The sequence below is a fragment of the Anaerotruncus colihominis genome, assembly GCF_010206195.1.
GTDB lineage: Bacteria > Bacillota > Clostridia > Oscillospirales > Ruminococcaceae > Anaerotruncus > Anaerotruncus colihominis_A.
The window spans coordinates 162,969-184,952 of the sequence record NZ_VIQT01000010.1 but is presented as its reverse complement, the minus strand read 5'-3'; the positions used below and the strand labels follow the sequence as shown (position 1 = coordinate 184,952).

Annotated in this window: 23 protein-coding genes; 20 read left to right on the top strand and 3 right to left on the bottom strand. The window is 53.7% G+C overall.

Annotation, left to right across the window (positions count from 1 at the left end):
- Positions 1–313 precede the first annotated feature (313 nt).
- From FMM72_RS08690 to ispE, 12 genes are all read left to right on the top strand, one after another.
- On the top strand, positions 314–709 hold the full coding sequence (locus FMM72_RS08690) for a helix-turn-helix domain-containing protein (RefSeq protein WP_160208970.1): 396 nt from the start codon (positions 314–316) through the stop codon (positions 707–709).
- 158 nt (positions 710–867) lie between these two features.
- Positions 868–1,905: a peptidylprolyl isomerase gene (locus FMM72_RS08685; protein ID WP_207710331.1), complete on the top strand. Its 1,038-nt coding sequence runs from the start codon at positions 868–870 to the stop codon at positions 1,903–1,905.
- 92 nt (positions 1,906–1,997) lie between these two features.
- Positions 1,998–3,356 (top strand): MATE family efflux transporter, encoded by a 1,359-nt coding sequence (locus FMM72_RS08680; RefSeq protein WP_162221200.1) that lies wholly within the window; start codon positions 1,998–2,000, stop codon positions 3,354–3,356.
- A 154-nt stretch (positions 3,357–3,510) separates the two neighbouring features.
- Positions 3,511–4,119, top strand: a complete 609-nt coding sequence (locus FMM72_RS08675; RefSeq protein ID WP_162221199.1) for a sigma-70 family RNA polymerase sigma factor — start codon at positions 3,511–3,513, stop codon at positions 4,117–4,119.
- A 140-nt stretch (positions 4,120–4,259) separates the two neighbouring features.
- Complete coding sequence (locus FMM72_RS08670) at positions 4,260–4,538, top strand: zinc-ribbon domain containing protein (protein ID WP_006876143.1); 279 nt, start codon at positions 4,260–4,262, stop codon at positions 4,536–4,538.
- Positions 4,539–4,712: 174 nt separating this feature from the next.
- Entirely contained in the window at positions 4,713–5,720 is a 1,008-nt protein-coding gene (locus FMM72_RS08665) for a C45 family autoproteolytic acyltransferase/hydolase (RefSeq protein WP_162221198.1), read from the top strand.
- A gap of 64 nt (positions 5,721–5,784) precedes the next feature.
- A complete protein-coding gene (locus tag FMM72_RS08660) occupies positions 5,785–5,979 on the top strand; it encodes a DUF1858 domain-containing protein (protein ID WP_162221197.1) in 195 nt (64 codons plus the stop codon).
- Positions 5,979–6,674 carry a class I SAM-dependent methyltransferase gene (locus tag FMM72_RS08655; RefSeq protein ID WP_160208975.1) on the top strand — a complete coding sequence of 232 codons (696 nt, stop codon included), beginning with the start codon at positions 5,979–5,981 and terminating at the stop codon, positions 6,672–6,674. The genes FMM72_RS08660 and FMM72_RS08655 overlap by 1 nt, the downstream gene beginning before the upstream one ends.
- A 2-nt stretch (positions 6,675–6,676) precedes the next feature.
- Positions 6,677–7,444 (top strand): Nif3-like dinuclear metal center hexameric protein, encoded by a 768-nt coding sequence (locus FMM72_RS08650; protein WP_162221196.1) that lies wholly within the window; start codon positions 6,677–6,679, stop codon positions 7,442–7,444.
- A gap of 216 nt (positions 7,445–7,660) precedes the next feature.
- Positions 7,661–8,815, top strand: coding sequence for a DUF362 domain-containing protein (locus FMM72_RS08645; RefSeq protein WP_162221195.1), 1,155 nt, complete (start codon positions 7,661–7,663; stop codon positions 8,813–8,815).
- Between the two features lie 86 nt (positions 8,816–8,901).
- Entirely contained in the window at positions 8,902–9,087 is a 186-nt protein-coding gene (locus tag FMM72_RS08640) for a hypothetical protein (RefSeq protein WP_162221194.1), read from the top strand.
- 84 nt (positions 9,088–9,171) lie between these two features.
- Positions 9,172–10,056 (top strand): 4-(cytidine 5'-diphospho)-2-C-methyl-D-erythritol kinase, encoded by an 885-nt coding sequence (gene ispE / locus FMM72_RS08635; RefSeq protein WP_162221193.1) that lies wholly within the window; start codon positions 9,172–9,174, stop codon positions 10,054–10,056.
- 73 nt (positions 10,057–10,129) lie between these two features.
- Here ispE and FMM72_RS08630 read toward each other — a convergent pair whose 3' ends face one another.
- Together FMM72_RS08630 and FMM72_RS08625 are read right to left on the bottom strand one after the other, a co-directional pair.
- Positions 10,130–10,864: a glycerophosphodiester phosphodiesterase family protein gene (locus tag FMM72_RS08630; protein ID WP_160208980.1), complete on the bottom strand. Its 735-nt coding sequence runs from the start codon at positions 10,862–10,864 to the stop codon at positions 10,130–10,132.
- Between the two features lie 497 nt (positions 10,865–11,361).
- Positions 11,362–11,604, bottom strand: a complete 243-nt coding sequence (locus FMM72_RS08625) for a hypothetical protein (protein WP_160209293.1) — start codon at positions 11,602–11,604, stop codon at positions 11,362–11,364.
- A gap of 178 nt (positions 11,605–11,782) precedes the next feature.
- Here FMM72_RS08625 and FMM72_RS08620 point away from each other — a divergent pair, with 178 nt between their 5' ends.
- Entirely contained in the window at positions 11,783–12,382 is a 600-nt protein-coding gene (locus FMM72_RS08620; RefSeq protein ID WP_162221192.1) for a hypothetical protein, read from the top strand.
- 434 nt (positions 12,383–12,816) lie between these two features.
- Positions 12,817–13,830, top strand: a complete 1,014-nt coding sequence (gene aroF, locus FMM72_RS08615; RefSeq protein ID WP_160209291.1) for a 3-deoxy-7-phosphoheptulonate synthase — start codon at positions 12,817–12,819, stop codon at positions 13,828–13,830.
- Between the two features lie 76 nt (positions 13,831–13,906).
- Here the strand turns inward: aroF and FMM72_RS08610 are convergent, their stop codons facing one another.
- Entirely contained in the window at positions 13,907–14,545 is a 639-nt protein-coding gene (locus FMM72_RS08610; RefSeq protein WP_243151583.1) for a corrinoid protein, read from the bottom strand.
- Positions 14,546–14,826: 281 nt separating this feature from the next.
- Here FMM72_RS08610 and FMM72_RS08605 point away from each other — a divergent pair, with 281 nt between their 5' ends.
- The 6 genes from FMM72_RS08605 to FMM72_RS08580 all read left to right on the top strand — a co-directional run bounded on the left by FMM72_RS08605 (position 14,827) and on the right by FMM72_RS08580 (position 21,850).
- Entirely contained in the window at positions 14,827–15,777 is a 951-nt protein-coding gene (locus tag FMM72_RS08605; protein ID WP_160209289.1) for a M23 family metallopeptidase, read from the top strand.
- A gap of 389 nt (positions 15,778–16,166) precedes the next feature.
- Positions 16,167–18,785 (top strand): valine--tRNA ligase, encoded by a 2,619-nt coding sequence (locus FMM72_RS08600; protein ID WP_162221191.1) that lies wholly within the window; start codon positions 16,167–16,169, stop codon positions 18,783–18,785.
- Positions 18,786–18,936: 151 nt separating this feature from the next.
- Positions 18,937–20,211 (top strand): glutamate ligase domain-containing protein, encoded by a 1,275-nt coding sequence (locus FMM72_RS08595; protein WP_160209287.1) that lies wholly within the window; start codon positions 18,937–18,939, stop codon positions 20,209–20,211.
- 160 nt (positions 20,212–20,371) lie between these two features.
- Positions 20,372–20,752, top strand: coding sequence for an STAS domain-containing protein (locus FMM72_RS08590; protein ID WP_243157760.1), 381 nt, complete (start codon positions 20,372–20,374; stop codon positions 20,750–20,752).
- Positions 20,739–21,176, top strand: a complete 438-nt coding sequence (gene spoIIAB / locus FMM72_RS08585; RefSeq protein WP_160209285.1) for an anti-sigma F factor — start codon at positions 20,739–20,741, stop codon at positions 21,174–21,176. The genes FMM72_RS08590 and spoIIAB overlap by 14 nt, the downstream gene beginning before the upstream one ends.
- On the top strand, positions 21,173–21,850 hold the full coding sequence (locus FMM72_RS08580; protein WP_160209284.1) for a sigma-70 family RNA polymerase sigma factor: 678 nt from the start codon (positions 21,173–21,175) through the stop codon (positions 21,848–21,850). The genes spoIIAB and FMM72_RS08580 overlap by 4 nt, the downstream gene beginning before the upstream one ends.
- Positions 21,851–21,984: the final 134 nt, after the last annotated feature.

Genomic DNA, 21,984 nt, shown 5'->3' with positions numbered 1-21,984 from the left:
GCGTAGGCTCTTTTAACTATGCGGCAATTTGCAAAGATCGCTTTGGACAATGTGAAATATCCACAAAGCATATGAAATATATTCCTGGGCGATATATGCTCAAAGAGGAGATATAGATGGATAGAAGGCTCAGAATTTGTAAAAAATGGGACTGGAAAAATGTCCATATGATTGTTATAATGTGATACATAGACGAATGATTTATAATTGTGTCAAATACACAAGCCAGGATTATAAAATGGTCAGAACGGATTATTTGGGCGCATCACACCACGAATTTTCCTGTATTGTAGATATGCAGGGGGTGCATATTATGTCGATAGGGGTTATGGTAGGCAAGAAAATCAGATTATACAGAAAAAAGGCCGGACTTACACAAAGCCAGTTTGCAAACGAATGCTTTATGAGTGAATCGTATGTCAGCCGGTTCGAACGCGGGCTGGTGGATAATCCGACACAGGCAACGCTCGAACATATCGCCAGTTCAATTGGCACCACCGTGCTGGAGCTGATTCGGGAGAGTGAAGTGCCTGGAATGATCATCAAAGACCGTACACGCCGGGATTTCAGCAGATATATGGAAGTGTTTGAACGTTTCCCTGCGTGGAGGCAGGAGCAGATCCGCAAAATTATGGACGCGCTTTTTTCTGAAGCGGCTGAAAAGCAGTTGTCCCATTCTGATTGCACACGTTCGCTGGTACGCAAATAGGTGGGAGATACATAACAGGCGGAAGCATTGTGGGAAAACCGCGGGTTTCACCAGCGGTTTTATTGGCGTATGCGGAATAGTTTGCAGAAGACTCCTTGTGAAATGGGGTAAACTATGGTATACTGTAAAATCAAACCATACAGATAAGGGAGATATTTATGAAACGATTGATCGCTTTGCTGCTGGCATCGGCCGTGGCCATGGGCTTGGGCGCATGCGGCGCTTCCGATGGCGCGTCGTCGTCCGCGCCGTCTGGCTCTACCTCCTCCGCTGTGCAGTCGGCTGTATCATCTGGGGCGTCGTCTGCGGCAAACGAAAATCTGGCGCAGATTATTAAGATCACCATTACAGAGCCAGCCGGCGCGGCGTCGGCATCCTCATCCGCCGCACAGGCATCCTCCGGGGCGGCTTCGTCACAGCCTGCCGCAGACGCCGCTGGGGCCGGCGATTCGCTTTCCATCGACCCGCTGCCGCCGGCTGAAGAAATTGCCGCGCGGATAGAGGCGATGCAAGATGGAACGGGCGAATACGCCAATTGTCCAATTGCCGAGATGGAGACGAATGCCGGCGTTATAAAGATCCGGCTTTTTCCGGATATCGCGCCAAAGGCCGTTGAAAATTTTGTGACCCATGCCAAAGAAGGGTATTATGATGGCCAGACCTTTCACCGTGTTATCAACGATTTTATGATTCAAGGGGGCGACCCGACCGGCACCGGCATGGGCGGTGAAAGTATTTGGGGCGCGCCGTTTGAGGATGAGTTTTCGGATTATGCCTATAACTTCCGTGGGGCGCTTTCCATGGCGAACGCCGGGGTGAATACAAACGGGAGCCAGTTTTTTATTGTGCAGGCCAAGACCGCGTCCGGCCTCGAGGGGAACGAGCAGCAATATTTGCTTTCAGCTTATATGAACCGCATCGTTGAGGTCGGTCAAAAGCAGATCGACGCGATGGTTGCCTCCGGAGCAAGCGACGAGGAGATTCAGGCGCGTATTACAGAGCTGAATGCTCAAATTCAGGAGATAGCAGACGCCGGTTTGCCGGACAGCTTTGCCGCATCGATGCAGCCTGTGCTTGATACGTACAAACAATTAGGAGGAACGCCGCACCTTGACCGCGTGCATACCGTATTTGGATTTGTATTTGAAGGCATGGATGTTGTCGATCAGATTGCCGCGGACTACGCCACTGAATAAACGTGCGCCGCAGGGATTCATGGGTATGAAAGGCGGGCCAAAACGGCCCGCCCCTTTTTCGGTTTTGTGATTCTGTTTTGGAGAGGAAACAAATGACATTATTCGTAAGAGATAAAATCTTTTATAAAACGACAGCCGCGATCGCGATTCCGATTGCCCTGCAAAACCTCATCACCGTAGCGGTTTCAATGATGGATACCCTGATGATCGGGCAGCTTGGCGAGGTGCAGCTGTCGGCCACGTCGATTGCAAACCAGCTTTGGTTTATGCTGATGGTCGTCTGTTTTGGCGTTGCGGGCGGCGCGAATGTGTTGATTTCGCAGTATTGGGGCAAGCGCGATACGGCTGTGATTAAACGGGTCCAGGCAATTACCTTCAAGGTTGGATTTGCCATATCGATTGTGTTCATGCTGGTCGCCCTGTTGATTCCGGAGCGGTTTATGGGTGTGTTTACGACAGAACAGGCCGTGATTGATTATGGCGTGCAATATTTGCGCATTCTGGGTTGGTCCTATCCGCTTTATGCGATGGCCAATATTGCAATTATGATGCTGCGTTCCGTCGGAACAGTCAATATTTCAATTGCCGTTTATTTAACGTCGCTCATTGTCAACACATCGCTCAACTATGTACTGATCTTCGGAAAGTTCGGCGCTCCGCGTCTTGAGGTGCGCGGCGGCGCGATCGCCACGTTGACGGCGCGCTGCTTCGAGTTTGCCATTGCCTTTACCTATGTGCTGTGGCGTGAAAATAAAATCCGTTTTTCACTAAGGGACCTGTTGCCAAGCAACCGGGAATTATACAGGAAATATGTGTTTATTTCCATCCCGGTCATCGGCAACGAGCTGATGTGGGGAATGGGCGCGTCGATGGTCGCTGTTGTCATCGGGCGCATGGGTACGCATTTTGTGGCGGCAAACAGTATCTATACCGTGCTGAACCAGCTTGTCACAGTGGCGATCTTCGGCGTTGGCAACGCCGCGCTGACGGTTGTTGGCAACACGATCGGCGCGGGTGAATATGAACAGGCAAAGCAGCGTTCTGTCACCTTTATGGCGATTGCGGTTATGTTTGGCGTTCTTTCAGCGGTCGTCACTTTGTTGCTTGGGCCGGTTGTGATTTCATTTTATGATTTCTCCGCCGATACCATTGCCATCGCACACAGCATTACGCATGTCGGGGCGCTTATTGTCTTTTTCCAATCGTTGGCCGTCATCGGTATGGTGGGCGTCCTGCGCGCGGGCGGCGACGCCAAATTTGTATTGGTCTGCGAGGTTGTATTTTTGTGGCTTGTCGCCGTGCCGCTTGGCTTTTTGACAGGTCTTGGCCTTGGCTGGCCGGCGCCTGCGGTGTTCCTGGTGCTCAAATGCGATGAAATATTGAAATCAATTATATCGCTGTTTCGGATCGCCGGATTCAAGTGGCTGCGCGACATCACGATCCGCGACTGAATCATTCCGTACCACGTTTTTGGAGAATTCGTCAAAAAAATGCCCCCTATGTCCCCAGTATTTTTTTATAAGCTTGACAAAATGTCCCGCGCAGGATATAATGTTTTTATCAATTCGGTTGGTCGCGACAGGCGGGCGGAGGAGTAAGACGGCTATGACAAATCGGGCGATATCGGCATCTTTTGCCGTTACCGACGAAACCTTGGCCCAACGCGCTAAAAACGGCGACGATGAGGCGCTGGCTGATTTGATAGAGCGTTATACACCGCTTGTCTGTATGCGTGCACGCGCTTATGCGCGGGGCGTTATGGATGTTGACGATGTCTACCAGGAAGGAATGATTGCGCTGCTGAAGGCGGTGCGCAATTATCGGGAGGATACGGCCGGTAGTTTTCGGACATTTGCGGCTGTATGCGTCAACAATAAGATGCTCAGTGCGGTGACAGCGCACATGCGCGACAAAAACGCGCCGATGCGCAGTTACCTTTCACTCAGCGGGCGGGAAATTCCAGAAGATTTGCTTGCTGCGGTTTCGCCGGAGACAGATCCGGAAAAGCTGGTGATTGCAAGCGAGGAATCTGCTGCGCGCAACCGGCGGATTGAAACTCTTTTGTCCCCATTTGAACGGCAGGTATTAAGATTGTATCTCAGCTCCTACTCCTATGAGGAGATGTCCAGGCAACTCGGTTCCTCTACAAAAGCTGTTGACAACGCCTTGCAAAGAGTGCGGCGAAAGCTGCGGAACGTATTTACCCTAGACTGACGTGTCCGCGCCCCTTTTTCGTGACAGTCCCGAGAGGGATTGCATATAATACCCTTTGGCGCCATTGGCAGAGCTTGGTTTTCAATCTCGGTCCACTCAGTCCAGCGGGTAAATCCAAAAATTTAAGCGAGGTAACCAAAATGTACACAGACAAAACATTAACATGCAAAGAGTGCGGATCCGAGTTTGTTTTCACCGCTGGTGAGCAGGAGTTCTACGCCGAGCGCGGCTTCGTCAATGAGCCGCAGCGCTGCAAAGCCTGCCGCGACGCCCGCAAGAACAACGCCAGACCCCAGAGGGAAATGTTCACCGCTGTCTGCGCCAACTGTGGCTGCGAAGCCAAGGTTCCGTTCCAGCCGCGGGAGGACCGTCCGGTTTATTGTTCCGAGTGCTTTGCCAAGATGAAGGAAAACCAGTAATTTTTTCTGGAACAGCTTTTCAGGGCCGCCGTTAAATCAAACGGCGGCCTTTTTGTCGGATTGACTTGGCGGCTGTAATTGTTCACAGTTTGTTCATTGACATAAATTTTTTAATGAAGTACGCTCTATCTAAGGGTTAACGTTAGCTCTCATTTTGACAAAGGGGAGCGTTTTATGATTCATTCCAGATGGAGTGGTACGCATTATGAAGCAGGGTTGTGTTATGGACAGGCTCTGCGGGCGCAGGGAATCAATCCATTGACGCATTTTCAGCAGTCAAAAGCGCGGATGACCTTTACACGTGCCAGCATCCCGCTGTATGAGGCGTTTTATCCAGCTGTTCTCGACGAGATTTGGGGCATGGCGGATGGGGCGGACCTGGATCGTGAGACAGTTGCAGCGTTTTTACTCTCAATGTACAGTTTTGCGCCTCAAATACATTGTTCCTGTTTTGCGTTTTGTGCGGATGGAAAAACAATGCTTGGCAGAAACAGCGATTTTTTCGCCAGCATCGCGCCATTTTGCGACAGCGCCTTTTACACGCTGGAACACGCATATGCTTTTATCGGCAACACGACGGCCTGGACAGAAATTGAGGATGGCGTTAACGAATGCGGATTGGCTGTCGGTATGACCTTTATATGCCCAGTCTGCCAAAAGCCGGGCTTTGGCGCGGGAATGCTTGTGCGCTGCCTGCTTGAGACGTGCGCCAGCACCCAGGAGGCGCTTGCGATGCTGCACCGGCTGCCAATTGCCTCGGCACAGGTGTTGATCCTCGCTGACCAAAGCGGCGACCTGGCCGCGGTGGAGTGCAATTGTGAACATATTGCAGTGCTTCGGCCGCGTCCGGAGCAGCCGTTTGTGTTTACAACAAATCATTTTAATCATCCGGATATGCAGATCTATCAACCCACAGATGTGGACGACTGGTTTTCCCACTGCCGGTATGAGACATTGCGGAATGCTTTTCAAACCGGCATGCCGTATACCCCTGAATTTGCCGAGTCGCTGTTGTCCGGGCAGATGGGATTTCTCTGCCAATATGACAGCACCAAGGGTGCGGATACAGTTTGGTCCTCTCTGTATGATCTGACAGAGGGTGTCATCCATCGTGCGGAAGGAAATCCATCTCGCAGCGCATTTTTAGAGGACGATCGGCTCGACATGTATTTGCGGGCATAAAATTTCTCGTGAAGGCGGAGGGCCTGACGCAGACCCCTGAATGATATGAAACGGAGGAAAAACAATGAAGTATACAAAGGATTCCCTGGTTGGCGAAGTGCTCGACAATGACGAATCTCTGGCGCGCTATTTTTTGGAAATGGGGATGCATTGCCTGGGCTGCCCCTCATCGCGCGGTGAAACAATCGAGCAAGCCTGCGAAGTACATGGAGCAGATTGCGCGCGCCTGCTCGAGCAGCTCAACGGGACGAAAGACTAATGGCGCGCCGCCTGCCGAAGCTGGACGCGCGGCTGGCCGCAGCCGCGGCGCTTGTGCGCCGCGGCGTGTGCTGTGCTGATATCGGCTGCGACCACGGCTATCTGATTGCATGGCTCACAGCTAGCGGGCAGATTCCCGGCGGATATGCATGCGATGTCCATGAAAAGCCGCTTGCCAAGGCGGCTTTTACATTGTCTGAATATGGTGTGCGCAATCGGGTTGGCTTGATCTGCTGCAATGGACTTATGGGACTTCAGGCGGGCGAGGTTGAGGATATTGTAATTGCCGGTATGGGCGGCGAAACAATCTGGGGAATCATTGATGCGCAGCCTTGGACGCGCGATCCAAAATTGCGTTTTATTTTACAGCCGATGACAAAGGCGGACCGCCTGCGGCGCAGCCTGTATCAAAATGGGTTTGTGGTGTTAAAGGAAACGGCCGTTGTATCGGGAGATTTTCCATATGCCGTTATGCAAGTTTCTTATACTGGCGCGCCGCCTTGCGAGCTAGACGATGCGTTTGCGCTGTGTGGTTTGCTGCTTGATGATCACAGCCCGGATGCACGCCAATACGTCGCCAAGGCGGCACGGCTTGTGCGGGAGCAGTATGAGGGATTAAAAAAGGCTGCTGCTTCACATATGCGCCTGGAGCGATACGAGGCGCTGATCAAGTGTCTGGAACAGGGAGGAATATAAAAATGGCAACTGTCCAAATGGTTTATGCCGCGATTGACGCGGCGGCAGATTTTACACTGGCGCTGGATTTTGATAACTCCGGTCTGTTGGTGGGCGATCCAAATGAACAGGTGCGCGGCGTGCTGGTGGCGCTCGATGTGACGGACAGCGTGATTGACGAGGCCGTATCGCGAGGCGCGAATTTGATTGTGACGCACCATCCGGTGATTTTCCATGCGATGAAACGAGTCACATCTGATACGCTTGTATGGAAACTGGTTCGCGCAGGAATCTCTGTGATCAGTGCGCATACAAATCTTGATATCGCCAAAGGCGGCGTCAATGATCTGCTCGCACAAAAGCTCGCACTCAATGAAATCGAGGTGTTGGAACTGACGCGTACTCCTGATGGGATGGGACGCGCCGGTGTACTGGAACGCGGGATGGCCCCGCCGGAATTTGCTTATTATGTTAAACGGATGCTGGATTTACCAGCCGTACGTTATTGTGACGGCGGCCGGGTTGTTGAACGCGTCGCGGTTTGCGGAGGCTCGGGCGGCAGTTTGCTTGATGCGGCGGTTGAAAAAGGCTGTCAGGCGCTTGTAACGGGCGATATCAAGCATGATGTTATGCTCGACGCTGCGCACCGCGGCGTCACGTTGATCGATGCGGGCCATTTTGGCACGGAAAACCTTGTCGTGCCGTACCTTGCGGACCTTGCACGCTCGGTCTGCGGCGATGTGCAGATTGCGGTCGCGCGTTGTGGTGTCGACAGTGCGACGGTGATCTGATACGTTTAACAGGGATGGGAGGAGGCGGCGCGGCGCGCTGTCCCTTTGGGACAGCGCCGGCGCGAAGGCCCCGCCTTGGCTAGATGTATCATTTGCCGTTGATACAAGCATCAACGCAGCTGGTTTGGCAAAGCGCCATGATGATCGGGCGGGCCTTCGCGCTTCCCGCGCGCTTTGCGCGCGGGGCCGCGCCGCCCTGCCCAAAGGAGATGTACCATGTCCGAACTTTCATTTCTCCATACAGACAGTTACAACGAAACAGATCTGCGAAGTGCAGTCCAGCGCCATTTTGAACTGTTAAATATTCAGATTGCGCCGGATGTGCGTGTTACGATCAAACCAAATCTGATTATGCGCTGCGGCCCAGAGCGTGCCGCCACAACGCATCCTGCGCTTGTTGAAGCGGTTGTATACCAGCTTCAGGCGATGGGTGTGCGCGATATTACCATCGCCGACAGCCCGGGCGGGCTGTATACGCCGCAGCTATTGACAGCGTCCTATGCGGCGACCGGTATGGAAGCCGTGGCGAAAAAATGCGGCGTTAAGCTGAATACCGCGGTTGGTTCGCGGGAGATGCGCGGAGCGGACGCAGCTCTTTGCCGTACATTTGATATAATCGATCCGGTGGCAGACGCGGACTGTGTGATCAATTTGTGCAAACTGAAAACCCATTGCATGACTATGCTTTCCTGTGGCGTAAAAAACCTGTTTGGATGTATTCCGGGGCTGCTCAAGCCCCAATTGCATTATCGCTTTCCGGATACAGACGCGTTTGCGCGGATGCTGACAGACTTGTCGTTGTTGGTGCGGCCGGCCTTGACGATCGTGGACGCGGTGACGGCAATGGAAGGAAACGGTCCGACTGGCGGCCGTGCGCGGCCGCTTGGTTTTACTGCGGCCGCGCGATTCGACGGCTTATATGCGCTTGATCTTGTAATGGCGCATTTGATCGGGTTGACGCCGCGCCAGGTGCCTACAGTCGCCGATGCAATCGAACGAGGCTTGTGCCCACAGGATTGGTCACAGGCGATTATCCTGGGCGATGCTCTGCCGCCGCCCTTTGATGATTTTTTGCCGCCTGATTCCAAACGGCTCGACTTCACAAATAATATTCCTGCGCCGCTCGCCGCTGTGGTGCGCAGGATTGAACCAAAGCTCGCGCCGCGTCCGCATGTGCGCCCACGCGATTGCGTGGGCTGTGGCCGCTGCGCGGAAAGTTGTCCGGCAAAGACGATCCGGATTGAAAATAAAAAAGCAAAAATCGATCTGTCAAACTGTATCCATTGCTTCTGCTGTCAGGAGATGTGTCCAGTGCGTGCAATTGATGTGCACACAGTTAAGCTGTTTCGTTTGTTTTCTAAATCAAGATAAGTCTTTCCAATTTAAACCGCCTGTGGTACAATATGCGCAGGGCAAACGGCTTGGCCGTTTGCAGCCGTCATCCGGCGGCGACCGCTGTGAAACAGCGGGTTGCACATGCTGCACCGCTGCTGAAACCGGCTTTGCCAGTTTCGCTGACGCTGTGGTACAATATGCGCAGTGCAAACGGCTTTGCCGTTTGCAGCCGCCATTTGGCGGCTACCGCTGCAAAACAGCGGGCTGCGCATGTTACACCACAGCCAAAACCAGCACTGCTGGTTTAGCTGCCGCTTTGCGGCAGCCAAGCCCGAAAGGGCTTGCCGCTGTGGTGCAATGAACATACAGTCAAAGGAAATGGGGGCTTGCGGATGAAATCGATTGTGGTCGAAGCACCTGCGAAAATCAACCTTTCATTGGATATCACGGGCATACGTGAAAATGGATATCACAATATTGATACTGTGATGCAGTCGGTTGGCCTGTGTGATACGGTTACGATTTCGCGCATGAGCGGACAGGGCCTTTACATATCCTGCAATCAGCCGCGTATCCCCTGCGATGAAACAAATTATGCGCATATTGCGGCCAGCCGTTTTTTTGAGCGGTTCGGCCGGCCGGACACAGCGATTTCCATTGACATCCAGAAACGGATTCCATCAGAAGCGGGACTTGCTGGAGGAAGTGCGGACGCCGCCGGCGTGCTGGTGGGATTAAACGGTTTGTTGAACGTTGGCGCGGATGTAGATACGCTTTGCAGGATCGGAGTGACAGTCGGCGCGGATGTACCGTTTTGTATCATGGGCGGAACGCGCCGTGCGCGCGGTGTTGGGGAAGAATTCTCCACATTGCCGGCGTTTCCGTCATGCCATATTTTGATTGCGAAGCCGGCGGCTGGTATTTCAACTGCTGAAAGTTATCATAGGTATGATCGCAGCGGCGCGCGCCGCCATCCTGATACGGAGCGCCTTGTGCATTGTCTGGAGCAGGCAGATCTGCAAGGGGTTGCAAAGGAGATGTGTAATGTACTCAGCGAGGTTGCCGGGCTGCCTGCAATTGAAGAAATCCGTGCTGTCATGTTGGCCTGCGGAGCATCCGGAGCTATGATGACGGGAAGCGGATCGGCAGTTTTTGGCCTGTTTACATCGCGCGGGCAAGCGAAGCATTGTATGCGTAAGCTTTATGGGTTAGCGGAGGGCGTTTTTTTGACGCGTCCGGTTGGCTATGGCGCGGTTGTGCTTGATACGCGCGACTAAATAAAAAAAGCACCCTTGCGCTGGCAAAAGACGGCGTGAAGGGTGCTTTTTGCTGTGGATTCAGGCTGTGTTTTCAAAAAGATCGGAGGGGCGGCCGGATCTGTTCGAAAATAGCGCCGTCGCAGAGACGGCGGGCTTTGTCAAATTCATCCTTTTGACGCACAGTCCAGCATAAAAGCGGAATGCGTTGGCGCCTGCACTTTTTGGAGAGGCGTTCTGTAATATCGCTCAGGCGATACGAAATAAAGTGCGGCCGTGCAAGACAGTTAAACAGCATCCGGCTTAAAATAAAGGTGCGCAGTCCCGGCCGTATTCCGTCGTACTCCATACAAGCAAGCTGCCCGCGGATAATCTGAGGCGCATGCCGGCGCAGCCACCAGATGGTAAGCGGGTTGAATGACTCCACGATATACGGACCTGGATAGTCGCGGATAAGCCGAATGAATGTCTGCTCCAAAGCGCCTGGCAGCCCCTTATTCTTCAATTCGACCAACAATGGGACGCGTCCGTTCACACACAACAGTACGTCCCGAAATAACGGGATGCGGCAGTTTGTTCCATCAAGCGCCAGCGTTTGCAGCTCGGCATAGGTGCGATCCTGAATGTTGCCGCTTTTGCCAGTCATCCGCATAAGTGTGTCGTCATGAAAGACAACCGCCTGTCCGTCCTTTGTCAAATGGATATCCAATTCAATCGCATATCCCCCGGCGACAGCGCATTCGAAAGCAGGGAGCGAATTTTCAGGGACCCCCCGCGCGCGGTCATGCAGGCCGCGGTGCGCGATCAAACCATATCGCTTAAAAATCATGCCGGAACCTCACCTTGAATGATCATGTGAAAACGATCTGTATCCTTTTCGCCTCCTATTTTAACACGCCTGTACATTGGATGCAATGCCTGGGGCTTGGAGCGCGTCGACACGAGTGTGAAACCGCCGCCTTTTGACAGAATTTCCGCCCTGCGTCGTTAAAAATTTTTGCATTCCACCAAGGAGTGCGGCAAATTTTTGCCTGGCAGGACAAAAATTCTGCTCAAAATGCGTCAATTTCAACTCATGCCAACACGCTCTAGGTGCTGTTTGAATAATCGGAAATACCGTCTTTTTCTGCAAACAAGGGCGAATGTTACGTTAAAAAACCTCGGAATCCGAACAGGATTCCTACGCTTTTTGCCTTGCATTCATCCGCGGTTTGCGGACAATCCAGCAATTGCTCACGTTCCACAGCGGGCAATAGCGACCTTTCTGACCGACGCACGAAAAGCGGGAACGGTTTAGCTCAAGCCATGTCGTTCCCGCTCAATTTGTTATCCAAGGATTTTTAAGATATTGACAATTTTGCTGATAGAACCGATAGGGTCGTTTGTGTTGATCAGTCTGCCGAGTACGCCCGGCTGACGTGGTGTATTTGTACGCTGCATAGGTCCGTTCCCCATAGGACGCCCCTGTACAGGGCGCCTTCCCTGCATGGAGCGCCCCTGCATCATTGAACGGTTGCCGCTTGGGCGCTGCATTCCACCCTGCGGCCGTCCATTTTGATTCATCGCCATGGCATCGCCTCCCACCTTATCTTATGCAGGATATAAAGAGGTTGCGCGCGTCAATATCCAAACCTGGCTGCTTGTTTTCATGGAAAAATGTTCTATATTTCATGTTTTGTTCACAATATCCCGTTATACTGAGCACAGCGGAATATTTTAACAATGAACAGGAGGAGCACTTCCAAATATGAAAAAGTTTTTTTGCACAGCCACGGCGCTTTTGGCGGCATTTTCCCTAAGTACTGCGGTATTTGCGAGCGGAGGCGTTGTCAAATCGGTCGCTAACGAGATGAATGTCGTCACATTTGAAAGCGGGTCTGAAACGCAAGCCAAGCTGCAATATATGGCCGACTCCGATCCTGACAGTTTTTATGCGGGTCTGTCAACCGACTGGGACGACTGCGCATTCGCTGACGTGTTTGATGATCAGAATGCGTTTTTGTATGCGTTTGAGATCAACCCCTCCATACCATCCACAACGGCGCCTGCCATTGTGATCTATAATCCGTTTGACGCCGACGGTGATGCGGCCGTCAACCCGAAGGACGTGGTATTCTACCGCGTCTCGAATGGAACGCTTGAAGATGTTTCCTCTTATTTCACAGCAGGTAAGAATGATTCCGGTGATACGATCTTTACTGTACGTACCCGCACGCCGGGCACTTATATCCTTGCGGAGAAAGCAGTCGATACGGCGTCTGTTTCAAAGACTGCGGTGACGGCGGAGCCAAAGGAGGCGGCTGCGAAAACAGATGCGACGGGACTTTATTTGCCGTCGCGTCGATAAACAAACGGCCCCGTGCCGTCCACAGCGCGGGGCCGTTTGTTAAAAATGCGTCTGCCCGGCAAGTGGGCAGACGTGCAGGAAAATAGCTGTGAAGCGATGAATAGCCGGTCTTATTTCCGAGCTGCCGGCCGAAAAAAGGAGATATCCGTCTGGGGAAAGCGTCGCTTTCCCCAGACGAATTTATTTATCGAAATGCGTTTCGTGTTCCAGCAAGCAGCGGCAGGATGAGAACGCAGGCCACGAGCAAAAGTCCAAGCCCAAGAAAGATGGAATTGAAGTTGCGCGCTGATGCTGCTTGTATACTGTTGGACACTAAAATCCCTCCCAAATCGTTTCTCCTATATTGTATGGCGGCGGCGCTCTGCTTGACAAAGCTGATATGATGCGCTATACTTTAATAGTTAAAAGCTTTAAATTGAAAAAGAGGGATTCCCATGATTCTTGTACTAAAACCGAATCCCGCACCGCAAAAGGTGCAGGAGCTTCTCGATTCATTCCAGGCCAAAGGGTTTGCAACTCATGTCAGCGAGGGTACGCAGCATACAATCATTGGTCTGATCGGCGATACTTCCCGCCTTGACGCGGATTATATTGCAACAATCGACATAGTTGAAAGCGCCAAACGTATCAGTGAGCCATATAAGGCGGTCAATCGAAAAATTCATCCGCAGGATACCTATGTCACAGCCGGGGATGTAAAGATCGGAGAGGGATTGTTCCAGGTGATCGCCGGGCCATGTTCGGTGGAGAGCGAGGAACAGATCATCCATGTTGCACAGTCGGTCAAGGCGAGCGGAGCCACGCTTCTGCGCGGCGGCGCTTTCAAGCCGCGTACCTCGCCGTATGCGTTTCAAGGGCTGCATGCTGACGGGATACGCCTGCTTTTGGAGGCCAAACGCGAAACCGGCCTGCCAATCGTCACAGAAATCATGAATGCGGATTGCCTCGATTTGTTTTCCGAAGTCGATGTTATCCAAGTGGGCGCGCGCAATATGCAAAACTTTGACCTGCTACGTGAACTGGGCCATTGCAATAAACCGATCCTGCTCAAGCGCGGCCTTGCAAATACGGTGGAGGAATGGCTGATGTCAGCCGAATACATCCTGTCCGGCGGCAATCAAAACGTGATTTTGTGCGAGCGCGGTGTGCGTACCTTTGAAACGATGACGCGCAACACACTTGATATATCCGCCGTACCGTTGCTCAAGCGGCTGACTCATCTGCCGGTGATTGTCGATCCGAGCCATGCGACAGGACATGCATGGCTGGTGCCGCCGCTGGCGCGCACGATTGTTGCAGCCGGTGCGGACGGTTTGATGGTAGAGGTGCACAACGACCCGGCAAACGCGCTGTGCGACGGCGCGCAGTCGCTCGATTTGCCCCAGTTTGCGGCACTGATGGAGGATTTGAAAAAGCGCGTTTTATTTGAAGGAAAGAAATTCCAATAAATATTGAAAAAGACACCGCTGGAAACAGCGGTGTCTTTTCATTTATAATAAAATCGTGTATATGCGGGCTTGAAAGCTACTTTTGACAGAATCCAAGCGCGACCTCCGCGCAGGTGGCGGCATCGGGCGTATAGCTGTCCGCGCCAATTTCATCGCAGAAGCTCTGCGTAACTGGCGCCCCGCCGATCATGACGCGTACATTGCCCTTGAGCGGCGATTCGTTGACAAGGCTGACCACATTGCGCATTTCATTCATAGTAGTGGTCAACAACGCTGAACAGGCGATGATATTGGCCTGATGCTCGTCCGCAGCCGCGAGATAACGGGCCGCGGGAACATCCACGCCGAGATCGACAACCTTTAACCCCTTGCCCTCGAGCATCATTTTTACCAAATTTTTCCCAATGTCATGCCGGTCCCCCTTGACTGTTCCAAGCACAACGGTACCGCGCGTTTGGCCGCCGGCGGCAGCCAACAGTGGTTTTAACAATTCAAGTCCGGCATTCATAGCGCGCGCAGCAATCATGACTTCAGGGATAAAGACTTTATTGGCTTTGAATTTTTCGCCGATTACGCCCATGCCTGCCAAAAGACCGCCCTCAAGAATTTGCTCTGCGGTCAGGCCCTCCTGAATGGCTTGTGTAATATGTTCCTTGACAGCAGGCGCACGGCCCTGTTGCAAACAGAGGCTGATATCTTCCAATATTTGTGACAATGTGTTACCCTCCACAGATAAGACTATGGTATCATCATACTGCAATGCGCTCCTAAATTCAAGCGTTAAAGTCAAAATCTGCGACGGCTTGCTTTTCCAGCATAACCAGAGAGCTGGCAGACCAGCGATCTAAGCGTTTCCAATATCGTAAAGCTTATATGAATAAATTTGAATATTCACAATTTGTTCATATTTGATCGTTATCATCAAAAGTACTTGCTGTAAGCGTGCAGGCGCACTGCTTGTGGCAGGATGCAAATTTCTTGCAAGGAGGATGATTTATGGAGAAACCTGCGGTCGAATCGATTGTTAAGACAGCAGGGAATGGGACAAAAAGATGGTATAATATGCGCAATACAAATGGCAAAGCCGTTTGTAGCCGCCATCCGGCGGCGGCCGCTGCAAAGCAGCGGACTGCGCATGTTACACCACAGCCGAAACCGGCGTTGCCGGTTTCATTGCCGCTTTGCGGCAGACAAGCCCAAAAGGGCTTGCCGCTGTGGTATAACAGAATGAAAAAACAGACGGCGGCTATAACTGCTGTGATGTGCGTTTTTTTGTTTGCAACACACACACAGGCGCTCGAGATACCGACGCGTGTGACGCGCACCATTACAACGACACAGAAAATTCCATTTGAAACTTCTTATATAGACCTGCCGGGTATTTACCGGGGCTATGAGGAGCCGGTGCGCAGCGGTACGCCCGGAGAACAGAAGATAGAAGCTCAGGTGATTTTTGAAGGCGACCGTGCCGTCAAGGTGGTTTCAATTAAAGCGGAACAGACGGCGCAGCCCGTAAATGCGGTCGTGAAGCGTGGGACGAAGATCCTCTACAGCGAGACTGCCGATGGAAGCGCCTGGAAAACATCATTTGTACGTCCGCTCAAGGGCGGATGGCTGTCGGCGGATTTTTATGATTACCCGCATCACAATGGTATCGATTTGGCCGCGCCGTATGGTACGCCTGTTTATGCGGCGGCCGAGGGCGTTGTCGAACAGGCGGGCTGGTACGGCGAGTATGGCATTTGTGTGATCCTGCGTCACGCGGACGGTTCACGCACGCTGTATGGACACAACAGCTCGGTATCCGTATCGGTTGGCCAGACTGTGAAGCAGGGCGAAAAGATCGCAAATGTCGGTTCCACCGGCAATTCCACCGGCAACCACCTGCACTTCGAGATTCGTGTAGACGGCCGCATGATCGACCCGCTGGTCTACATTGATCAATAGGACGCCCGCTTTTTTGAAAAAAGCTTGGCAAAAAACTTCATACCTTTTTTGAAAAAAGGTATGCCAAAAAACTTCATACCTTTTTTGAAAAAAAGGTATGCCAAAAAACTTTAGTCGGCTGCGCCGCAAACAGCGGGGCAGGTGCTGCGCTTTTACAGGCTGCGCCGCGAACAGTGGGACAGGCGCTGCGTTTATGCAGTTTGCGCTGGTTGGTCTGAAAGCTGAATATAAAAAGCAAGCCTGCGCTGGGCGCAGGCTTGCTTTTTATATTTAGGTTGCCGTATTTTTTTATGCCGGCCGGCGCTGGCGGTTGTATTTCCGGGAAAAATCCACTATAATATAAAATTATGAAGCAAGACTGTGTATAAACGGACACTGGAGGAACAGATATGCCGAAACAGTTGGACAAGGTCTACGACCCCAAGCAGGTCGAGGACAAAACGTACCGGTTCTGGCAGGATGGCGGATATTTTCACGCCGAGCCGAATCCGGACAAAAAGCCGTATACAATTGTGATTCCGCCGCCGAATATCACTGGGCGGCTGCATATGGGGCATGCCCTTGACGAGACGTTTCAGGATATCCTGATCCGTTGGCGCAGGATGCAGGGCTATGAGGCGCTCTGGCTGCCAGGGACCGACCATGCGTCGATTGCGACGGAGGCCAAGATTGTTGAAGCGATGCGTCAGGAGGGCGTGACAAAGGAGCAGCTCGGCCGCGAAGGTTTTTTGGAGCGTGCCTGGGCTTGGAAAAAGGAATATGGCGGCCATATCCTTGACCAGCTTAAAAAGCTTGGCTCCTCCTGTGATTGGCAGCGTGAGCGGTTTACGCTTGACGAGGGATGCAGCCGCGCCGTGCGCGAGGTGTTTGTGCGTTTCTTTGAGCAGGGCTTGATCTATCGCGGCGAGCGTATTGTCAATTGGTGCCCGCACTGCCTCTCCACAATCTCGGATATCGAGGTGGAGTATGAGGAGAAGGACGGCTTTTTCTGGCACATCAATTATCCGATCATCGGTACAGACGATGTGCTTGAAATTGCGACGACGCGGCCGGAAACACTGCTTGGCGATACAGCCGTCGCGGTGCACCCGGACGACGAACGATATAGGCATCTGATTGGAAAGATGGTGCTGCTGCCGATTGTCAACAAACAAATTCCCATTGTCGCCGACGAATATGTCGAGATGGACTTTGGAACAGGCGTTGTGAAGATTACGCCCGCGCACGACCCGAATGACTTTGAGGTTGGTATGCGCCACAACCTGCCTGTCGTGAACGTTATGAACGACGACGCGACCATCAATGAAAACGGCGGGAAATATCAGGGCCTGACACGGGAGGAATGCCGCCGGCAGATTGTAAAGGATTTGGAGGAGGGCGGCTTCCTCAAATCCGTGGAGCCGTATAAGCACAATGTCGGGTCCTGTTACCGCTGCGGCAGCATCATTGAACCGCGCGTTTCAAAGCAGTGGTTTGTCAAGATGGAGCCGCTGGCAAAACCAGCGATCGAAGCTGTGCGCAGCGGGCAGACGCGCTTTATTCCGGAGCGGTTTGATAAGATTTACTTTAACTGGATGGAAAACATCAAGGACTGGTGCATTTCGCGCCAGCTTTGGTGGGGCCACCGCATCCCCGCATGGTATTGCCCCGACTGCGGCGAAATGGTCGTAAGCCGCGAAACGCCTCAGGCCTGCCCAAAGTGCGGCTCGCATCAGCTGGAGCAGGACCCCGACACGCTCGACACATGGTTCTCGTCCGCGCTGTGGCCGTTCTCCACACTCGGATGGCCGGATAATACGCCGGAACTGCGTTATTTCTATCCGACGGATACGCTTGTCACCGGATATGACATCATCTTTTTCTGGGTGGCGCGCATGATCTTTTCGGGCCTGGCGCATATGGACGAGGTGCCGTTTAAAACGGTGCTGATCCATGGGCTTGTGCGCGATGCGCAGGGCCGCAAGATGTCAAAAAGCCTGGGCAACGGGATCGACCCGCTGGAGATCATCGATCGCTACGGCGCGGACGCGCTGCGCTTTACGCTGGCGACGGGCAATTCGCCGGGCAATGATATGCGTTTTTCGGATGAAAAGGTAAATGCGTCGCGCAACTTTGCAAATAAGATCTGGAACGCATCGCGCTTTATCCTGATGAATCTGTCGGACGATGTGAAACCGGGGCTGCCGGAGACGCTCAATATCGAGGATAAGTGGGTTCTTTCGAAATACGGAACGCTTGTGCGCGAGGTTACGGACAACCTTGAAAAATTCGAACTTGGCCTGGCCGTGCAGAAGCTGTACGATTTTATTTGGGATATTCTGTGCGACTGGTATATCGAGCTGTGCAAATCGCGTTTGCAGACAGGCGGTGAAACATCCGAAGCGGCGCAGCGCGTGCTGGTGTATGTCATGACCGGTACGCTCAAGCTGCTGCATCCCTTTATGCCGTTTATTACCGAGGAAATCTGGCAGGCGCTGCCGCACGATGGGCAAAGCATCATGGTCGCGCCGTGGCCGCAGGCCGGCGCTGCGCTCGACTTCTCCGCCGACGAGTCCGATTTTGAGATGATTATGCAGGTTATCCGCGCCATCCGCGCCCGTCGCGGAGAGATGAACGTACCACCGTCGAAAAAGACGCGTCTGTTTATCATGACGGCGCATAAGGCTGTATTTGAACAGGGGCGCCCATTTTTTGCGCGCCTTGCGTTCGCATCCGATGTGGAGCTTGGCGACAGCTTTGATGCAGACGGTTCCGTTCAGGTTGTGACCGATGCCGCGCGCGTTTTTATCCCGATGGACGAGCTTGTAGACCGGGAGAAAGAGCTTGCGCGCCTTGGACGTGAGAAGGCCGCCTGTGAAAAGGATATCGCGGCGCTGTCGTCCAAGCTGGACAACCCCGGCTTTATCGCCAAGGCGCCGGCGCAGGTGGTTGACGGCGAACGTGCCAAGCTTGCAAAAGCGCGTGAGCGGCTTGCGAAGGTCGAGGAGAGCATCGCCGCATTTTTGTAAAATGGAGGGCTGCGGCCGGTGAAGCCCTGCGAAAAGTAGAGGCGGCCCTGCTGGCAGCCGCAATCTGAGCCGGGACGAAGTTTCGTCCCGGCTTTCTGGTCTTGGGCGTGTGTGGAAAGCGCCTTTTGCAGTCTTACAGGGGGTATGATTTGTGACTTATCAGGAAGCTGTTTCCTATATCCACGCGCGCAAGCGTTTTAACGGCCCGCCGACGTTGGACCGGATGCGCCGGCTGATGGTGCTTCTGGGCGATCCGCAGGAGCGCCTGCGCATTGTGCATATCGCAGGGACAAACGGCAAAGGTTCCACCGCGGTGATGACAGCGGCCATCCTGCGTGCGGCGGGCCTGCGCACAGGGCTGACCGTGTCGCCGTTTATTACCGATTTCTGTGAGCGCATCCAGATTGATGGCGTACCGATCGCACGCGAGGCGCTCGCGCGCGAGATGACGCGCATTGCGCCGCTCGCCGAACAGGTGGGAGGCATGACAGAGTTTGAGCTGATCACTGCGGCGGCCTATTCCTATTTTGCAGACAGCGGATGCAGCGCAGTCGTAGCGGAAGTCGGACTCGGCGGCCGATTCGACGCCACCAATGTGATCAGCCGCCCGCTTGTCTCTGTGATTACGCGCATCGGACTGGATCACACGGCTGTGCTCGGCGGTACGCTTGGCGAGATTGCCTTTGAAAAATGCGGCATTATCAAACCGGGCATCCCGGTCGTGACCTGCGGCGAACAGGACCTGGATGCGCTGGCCGTGATTATGGAGCAGTGTGCAAAGCAGGGATGCGTGCTCTCCTTTGGCAATCCGGGTGCAGTCAGCGATGCAAAGATGACGCTGGACGGTACGGACTTTGCATATCAGGGAATGCGCCTGCATCTGCCGCTCCTGGGGCGGCACCAGATTACAAACGCTGTTACGGCGATTACAGCGGCTGAACAGGCGCTCCCTTCGCTCATCGGACATCTGCCGGACGAGCGGATGATCGCGGATGCGCTTGCCGGGGTGCGTATGCCGGCACGCTTTGAAATCGTGCGGCGCGACCCGCTCGTGATCATCGACGGCGCGCACAACCCGCAGGCCGCAGGTGCGCTCGCGGAAGCGTTGACGCTGCTTGGAGACCGGCCTGTGACCGGCGTAGTCGGCGTGTTGGCCGATAAGGACAGCGCCGGCTTGCTCGGGGCGCTCGCGCCGCGTTTGGCGCGCGTGCTGTGCGTGACTCCGGAAAGCCCGCGCGCTCTCGGCGCGCACGAGCTGGCGGTACGCGCTGACGCAGTGGGGCTGCGCGCTTCGGCAGCGCATGGCATTGACGAGGCGCTAAATCTTGCGCAGGCAGTCGCGTCGGCGCAGGCAGGCGCAGTCGTCGTCTGTGGGTCGCTGCTGTTCGCTTCTCAGGTACGCGCCAGGTTTGTGGATGTTGGATGAAATATGTTTGCACGTCATGCTTCGACATCCTTTTTGCCCCAAAAGCTCTATCCTATGGATAGGGCTTTTTTGCCGGTGTGCGGGCCGTGGCTGGCGGTGCGCGCAGCCTGGGCTTTTGCCGAACCACGCGCGCCATGCCCGGCGCGCGATGAAAGGACGTATGAAAACGATGTCTGTTCAAATCGATCTGACGGACGAGCTGGTGACGGCGCATATCATTGGTGATATTGACCACCACAACGCGCGGGAAATGCGCGAGACGATTGACGGCGCAGTGCTCAAAGCGCAGGCGCGCGCGCTGGAGCTTGATTTTCGCGATGTAACGTTTATGGATTCTTCCGGGATAGGGCTTGTTATGGGGCGCTATAAGCTGATGCAGGAGGTAGGCGGTTCGCTGCGGGTCGTCAACATTGCGGGGCATCTGAAAAAGGTGATGATGCTCGCCGGGCTGGATCGGCTGTCGGTGATGGACAAGCCCGAACGGCGTGTGACGGCCGGACATATAGAAAAGACCGGAGGGGACGAAAATGAAAGCATGTAACTCCATGAAGCTCCAGTTTGAAGGCAGGTCTGTCAACGAGGCCTTTTCCCGCACAGCGGTTGCGGCGTTTATCGCGCAGCTTGATCCAACGATTGAGGAGCTTTCCGACATCAAGACAGCCGTCAGTGAGGCGGTGACAAACTGCATCGTCCATGCTTACCGGGACACGCTTGGGATCGTATACATAACAGCGAATATTTTTCCGGACAGCCGTGTTTCCATTAAAATTCGTGATAAGGGCTGCGGCATTCCCGATGTGAAAAAGGCGATGGAGCCAATGTATACGACCGCTCCCGAGGAAGAGCGCGCGGGACTTGGCTTTGCGGTGATGCAAAGCCTCATGGACCGTGTCAAAGTGACATCAAAGGAGGGAAAGGGGACGACGGTGATTCTGGAAAGAGACATTCGCAGCAAGGAGGCATGAACCCCGTGATCGAATGTGTCGATACCAGACGTGAACAGACGATATCTGAAAATATTGGGCTTGTACATTCCTGTGCGCACCGTTTTAAAGGGCGCGGGATCGAATATGATGATTTGTTCCAGGCAGGCTGTATGGGGCTTTGCAAGGCGGTCGACGCGTTTGATCCACAGCGTGGTGTCAAGTTGTCGACCTATGCCGTGCCGGTGATTCTTGGTGAGATGCGGCGGCTGTTCCGCGATGGCGGCGCAGTCAAGGTGTCCCGTACACTCAAGGAGCTGTCGCTGCGGATTGGACGCATGCGCGAACAGCTCGCGCTTGCGCTTGGACGCGAGCCGAGCGTCAGCGAGCTGGCGCAGGCGATGGAACTGCCGGAGGAACAGGTTGTCGAGGCGCTTTGCGCCGCCGCGCCGCCGCTGTCCCTCACAGAGAGCGACGAGGATGGTGGCGGACAGATTGATTTGCCGGCTGATTCACCAGAGGATCAGCTTGCCGATGTGATCTCTCTGAATCAGGTGGTTGAAAAACTGGAAGATAAGGATCGCGCCCTGATCGAGCTGCGTTATTATTCCGGGATGACGCAGGTACAGACGGCGGCGCGCCTTGGAATGACCCAGGTGCAGGTGTCGCGCCGGGAAAAGAAGATTCTCAGTATTCTGAGGCAGCAATTGATTTAGAGATTAAAGGCCGGGGTGGTTGGAATGAATACAGATGTCTGTTACAGATAAGATGCCCCATACCTGAAAATTAGGAGAACAAAGTCCAGGACGGGTGCGTTATACGCGCCCGTCCCGGACTTTGTTTCATCTGA

Coding starts and splice junctions, on each gene's coding strand:
- FMM72_RS08655 (WP_160208975.1), top strand. CDS start 5,979: ATGGCGCGCCGCCTGCCGAAGCTGGACGCGCGGCTGGCCGCAGCCGCG.
- FMM72_RS08580 (WP_160209284.1), top strand. CDS start 21,173: ATGAACCCCGTGATCGAATGTGTCGATACCAGACGTGAACAGACGATA.
- FMM72_RS08670 (WP_006876143.1), top strand. CDS start 4,260: ATGTACACAGACAAAACATTAACATGCAAAGAGTGCGGATCCGAGTTT.
- FMM72_RS08605 (WP_160209289.1), top strand. CDS start 14,827: ATGGAGAAACCTGCGGTCGAATCGATTGTTAAGACAGCAGGGAATGGG.
- aroF (WP_160209291.1), top strand. CDS start 12,817: ATGATTCTTGTACTAAAACCGAATCCCGCACCGCAAAAGGTGCAGGAG.
- FMM72_RS08650 (WP_162221196.1), top strand. CDS start 6,677: ATGGCAACTGTCCAAATGGTTTATGCCGCGATTGACGCGGCGGCAGAT.
- FMM72_RS08625 (WP_160209293.1), bottom strand. CDS start 11,604: ATGGCGATGAATCAAAATGGACGGCCGCAGGGTGGAATGCAGCGCCCA.
- FMM72_RS08600 (WP_162221191.1), top strand. CDS start 16,167: ATGCCGAAACAGTTGGACAAGGTCTACGACCCCAAGCAGGTCGAGGAC.
- FMM72_RS08675 (WP_162221199.1), top strand. CDS start 3,511: ATGACAAATCGGGCGATATCGGCATCTTTTGCCGTTACCGACGAAACC.
- FMM72_RS08620 (WP_162221192.1), top strand. CDS start 11,783: ATGAAAAAGTTTTTTTGCACAGCCACGGCGCTTTTGGCGGCATTTTCC.
- FMM72_RS08690 (WP_160208970.1), top strand. CDS start 314: ATGTCGATAGGGGTTATGGTAGGCAAGAAAATCAGATTATACAGAAAA.
- ispE (WP_162221193.1), top strand. CDS start 9,172: ATGAAATCGATTGTGGTCGAAGCACCTGCGAAAATCAACCTTTCATTG.
- FMM72_RS08590 (WP_243157760.1), top strand. CDS start 20,372: ATGAAAACGATGTCTGTTCAAATCGATCTGACGGACGAGCTGGTGACG.
- FMM72_RS08680 (WP_162221200.1), top strand. CDS start 1,998: ATGACATTATTCGTAAGAGATAAAATCTTTTATAAAACGACAGCCGCG.
- FMM72_RS08665 (WP_162221198.1), top strand. CDS start 4,713: ATGATTCATTCCAGATGGAGTGGTACGCATTATGAAGCAGGGTTGTGT.
- FMM72_RS08660 (WP_162221197.1), top strand. CDS start 5,785: ATGAAGTATACAAAGGATTCCCTGGTTGGCGAAGTGCTCGACAATGAC.
- FMM72_RS08685 (WP_207710331.1), top strand. CDS start 868: ATGAAACGATTGATCGCTTTGCTGCTGGCATCGGCCGTGGCCATGGGC.
- FMM72_RS08645 (WP_162221195.1), top strand. CDS start 7,661: ATGTCCGAACTTTCATTTCTCCATACAGACAGTTACAACGAAACAGAT.
- FMM72_RS08630 (WP_160208980.1), bottom strand. CDS start 10,864: ATGATTTTTAAGCGATATGGTTTGATCGCGCACCGCGGCCTGCATGAC.
- spoIIAB (WP_160209285.1), top strand. CDS start 20,739: ATGAAAGCATGTAACTCCATGAAGCTCCAGTTTGAAGGCAGGTCTGTC.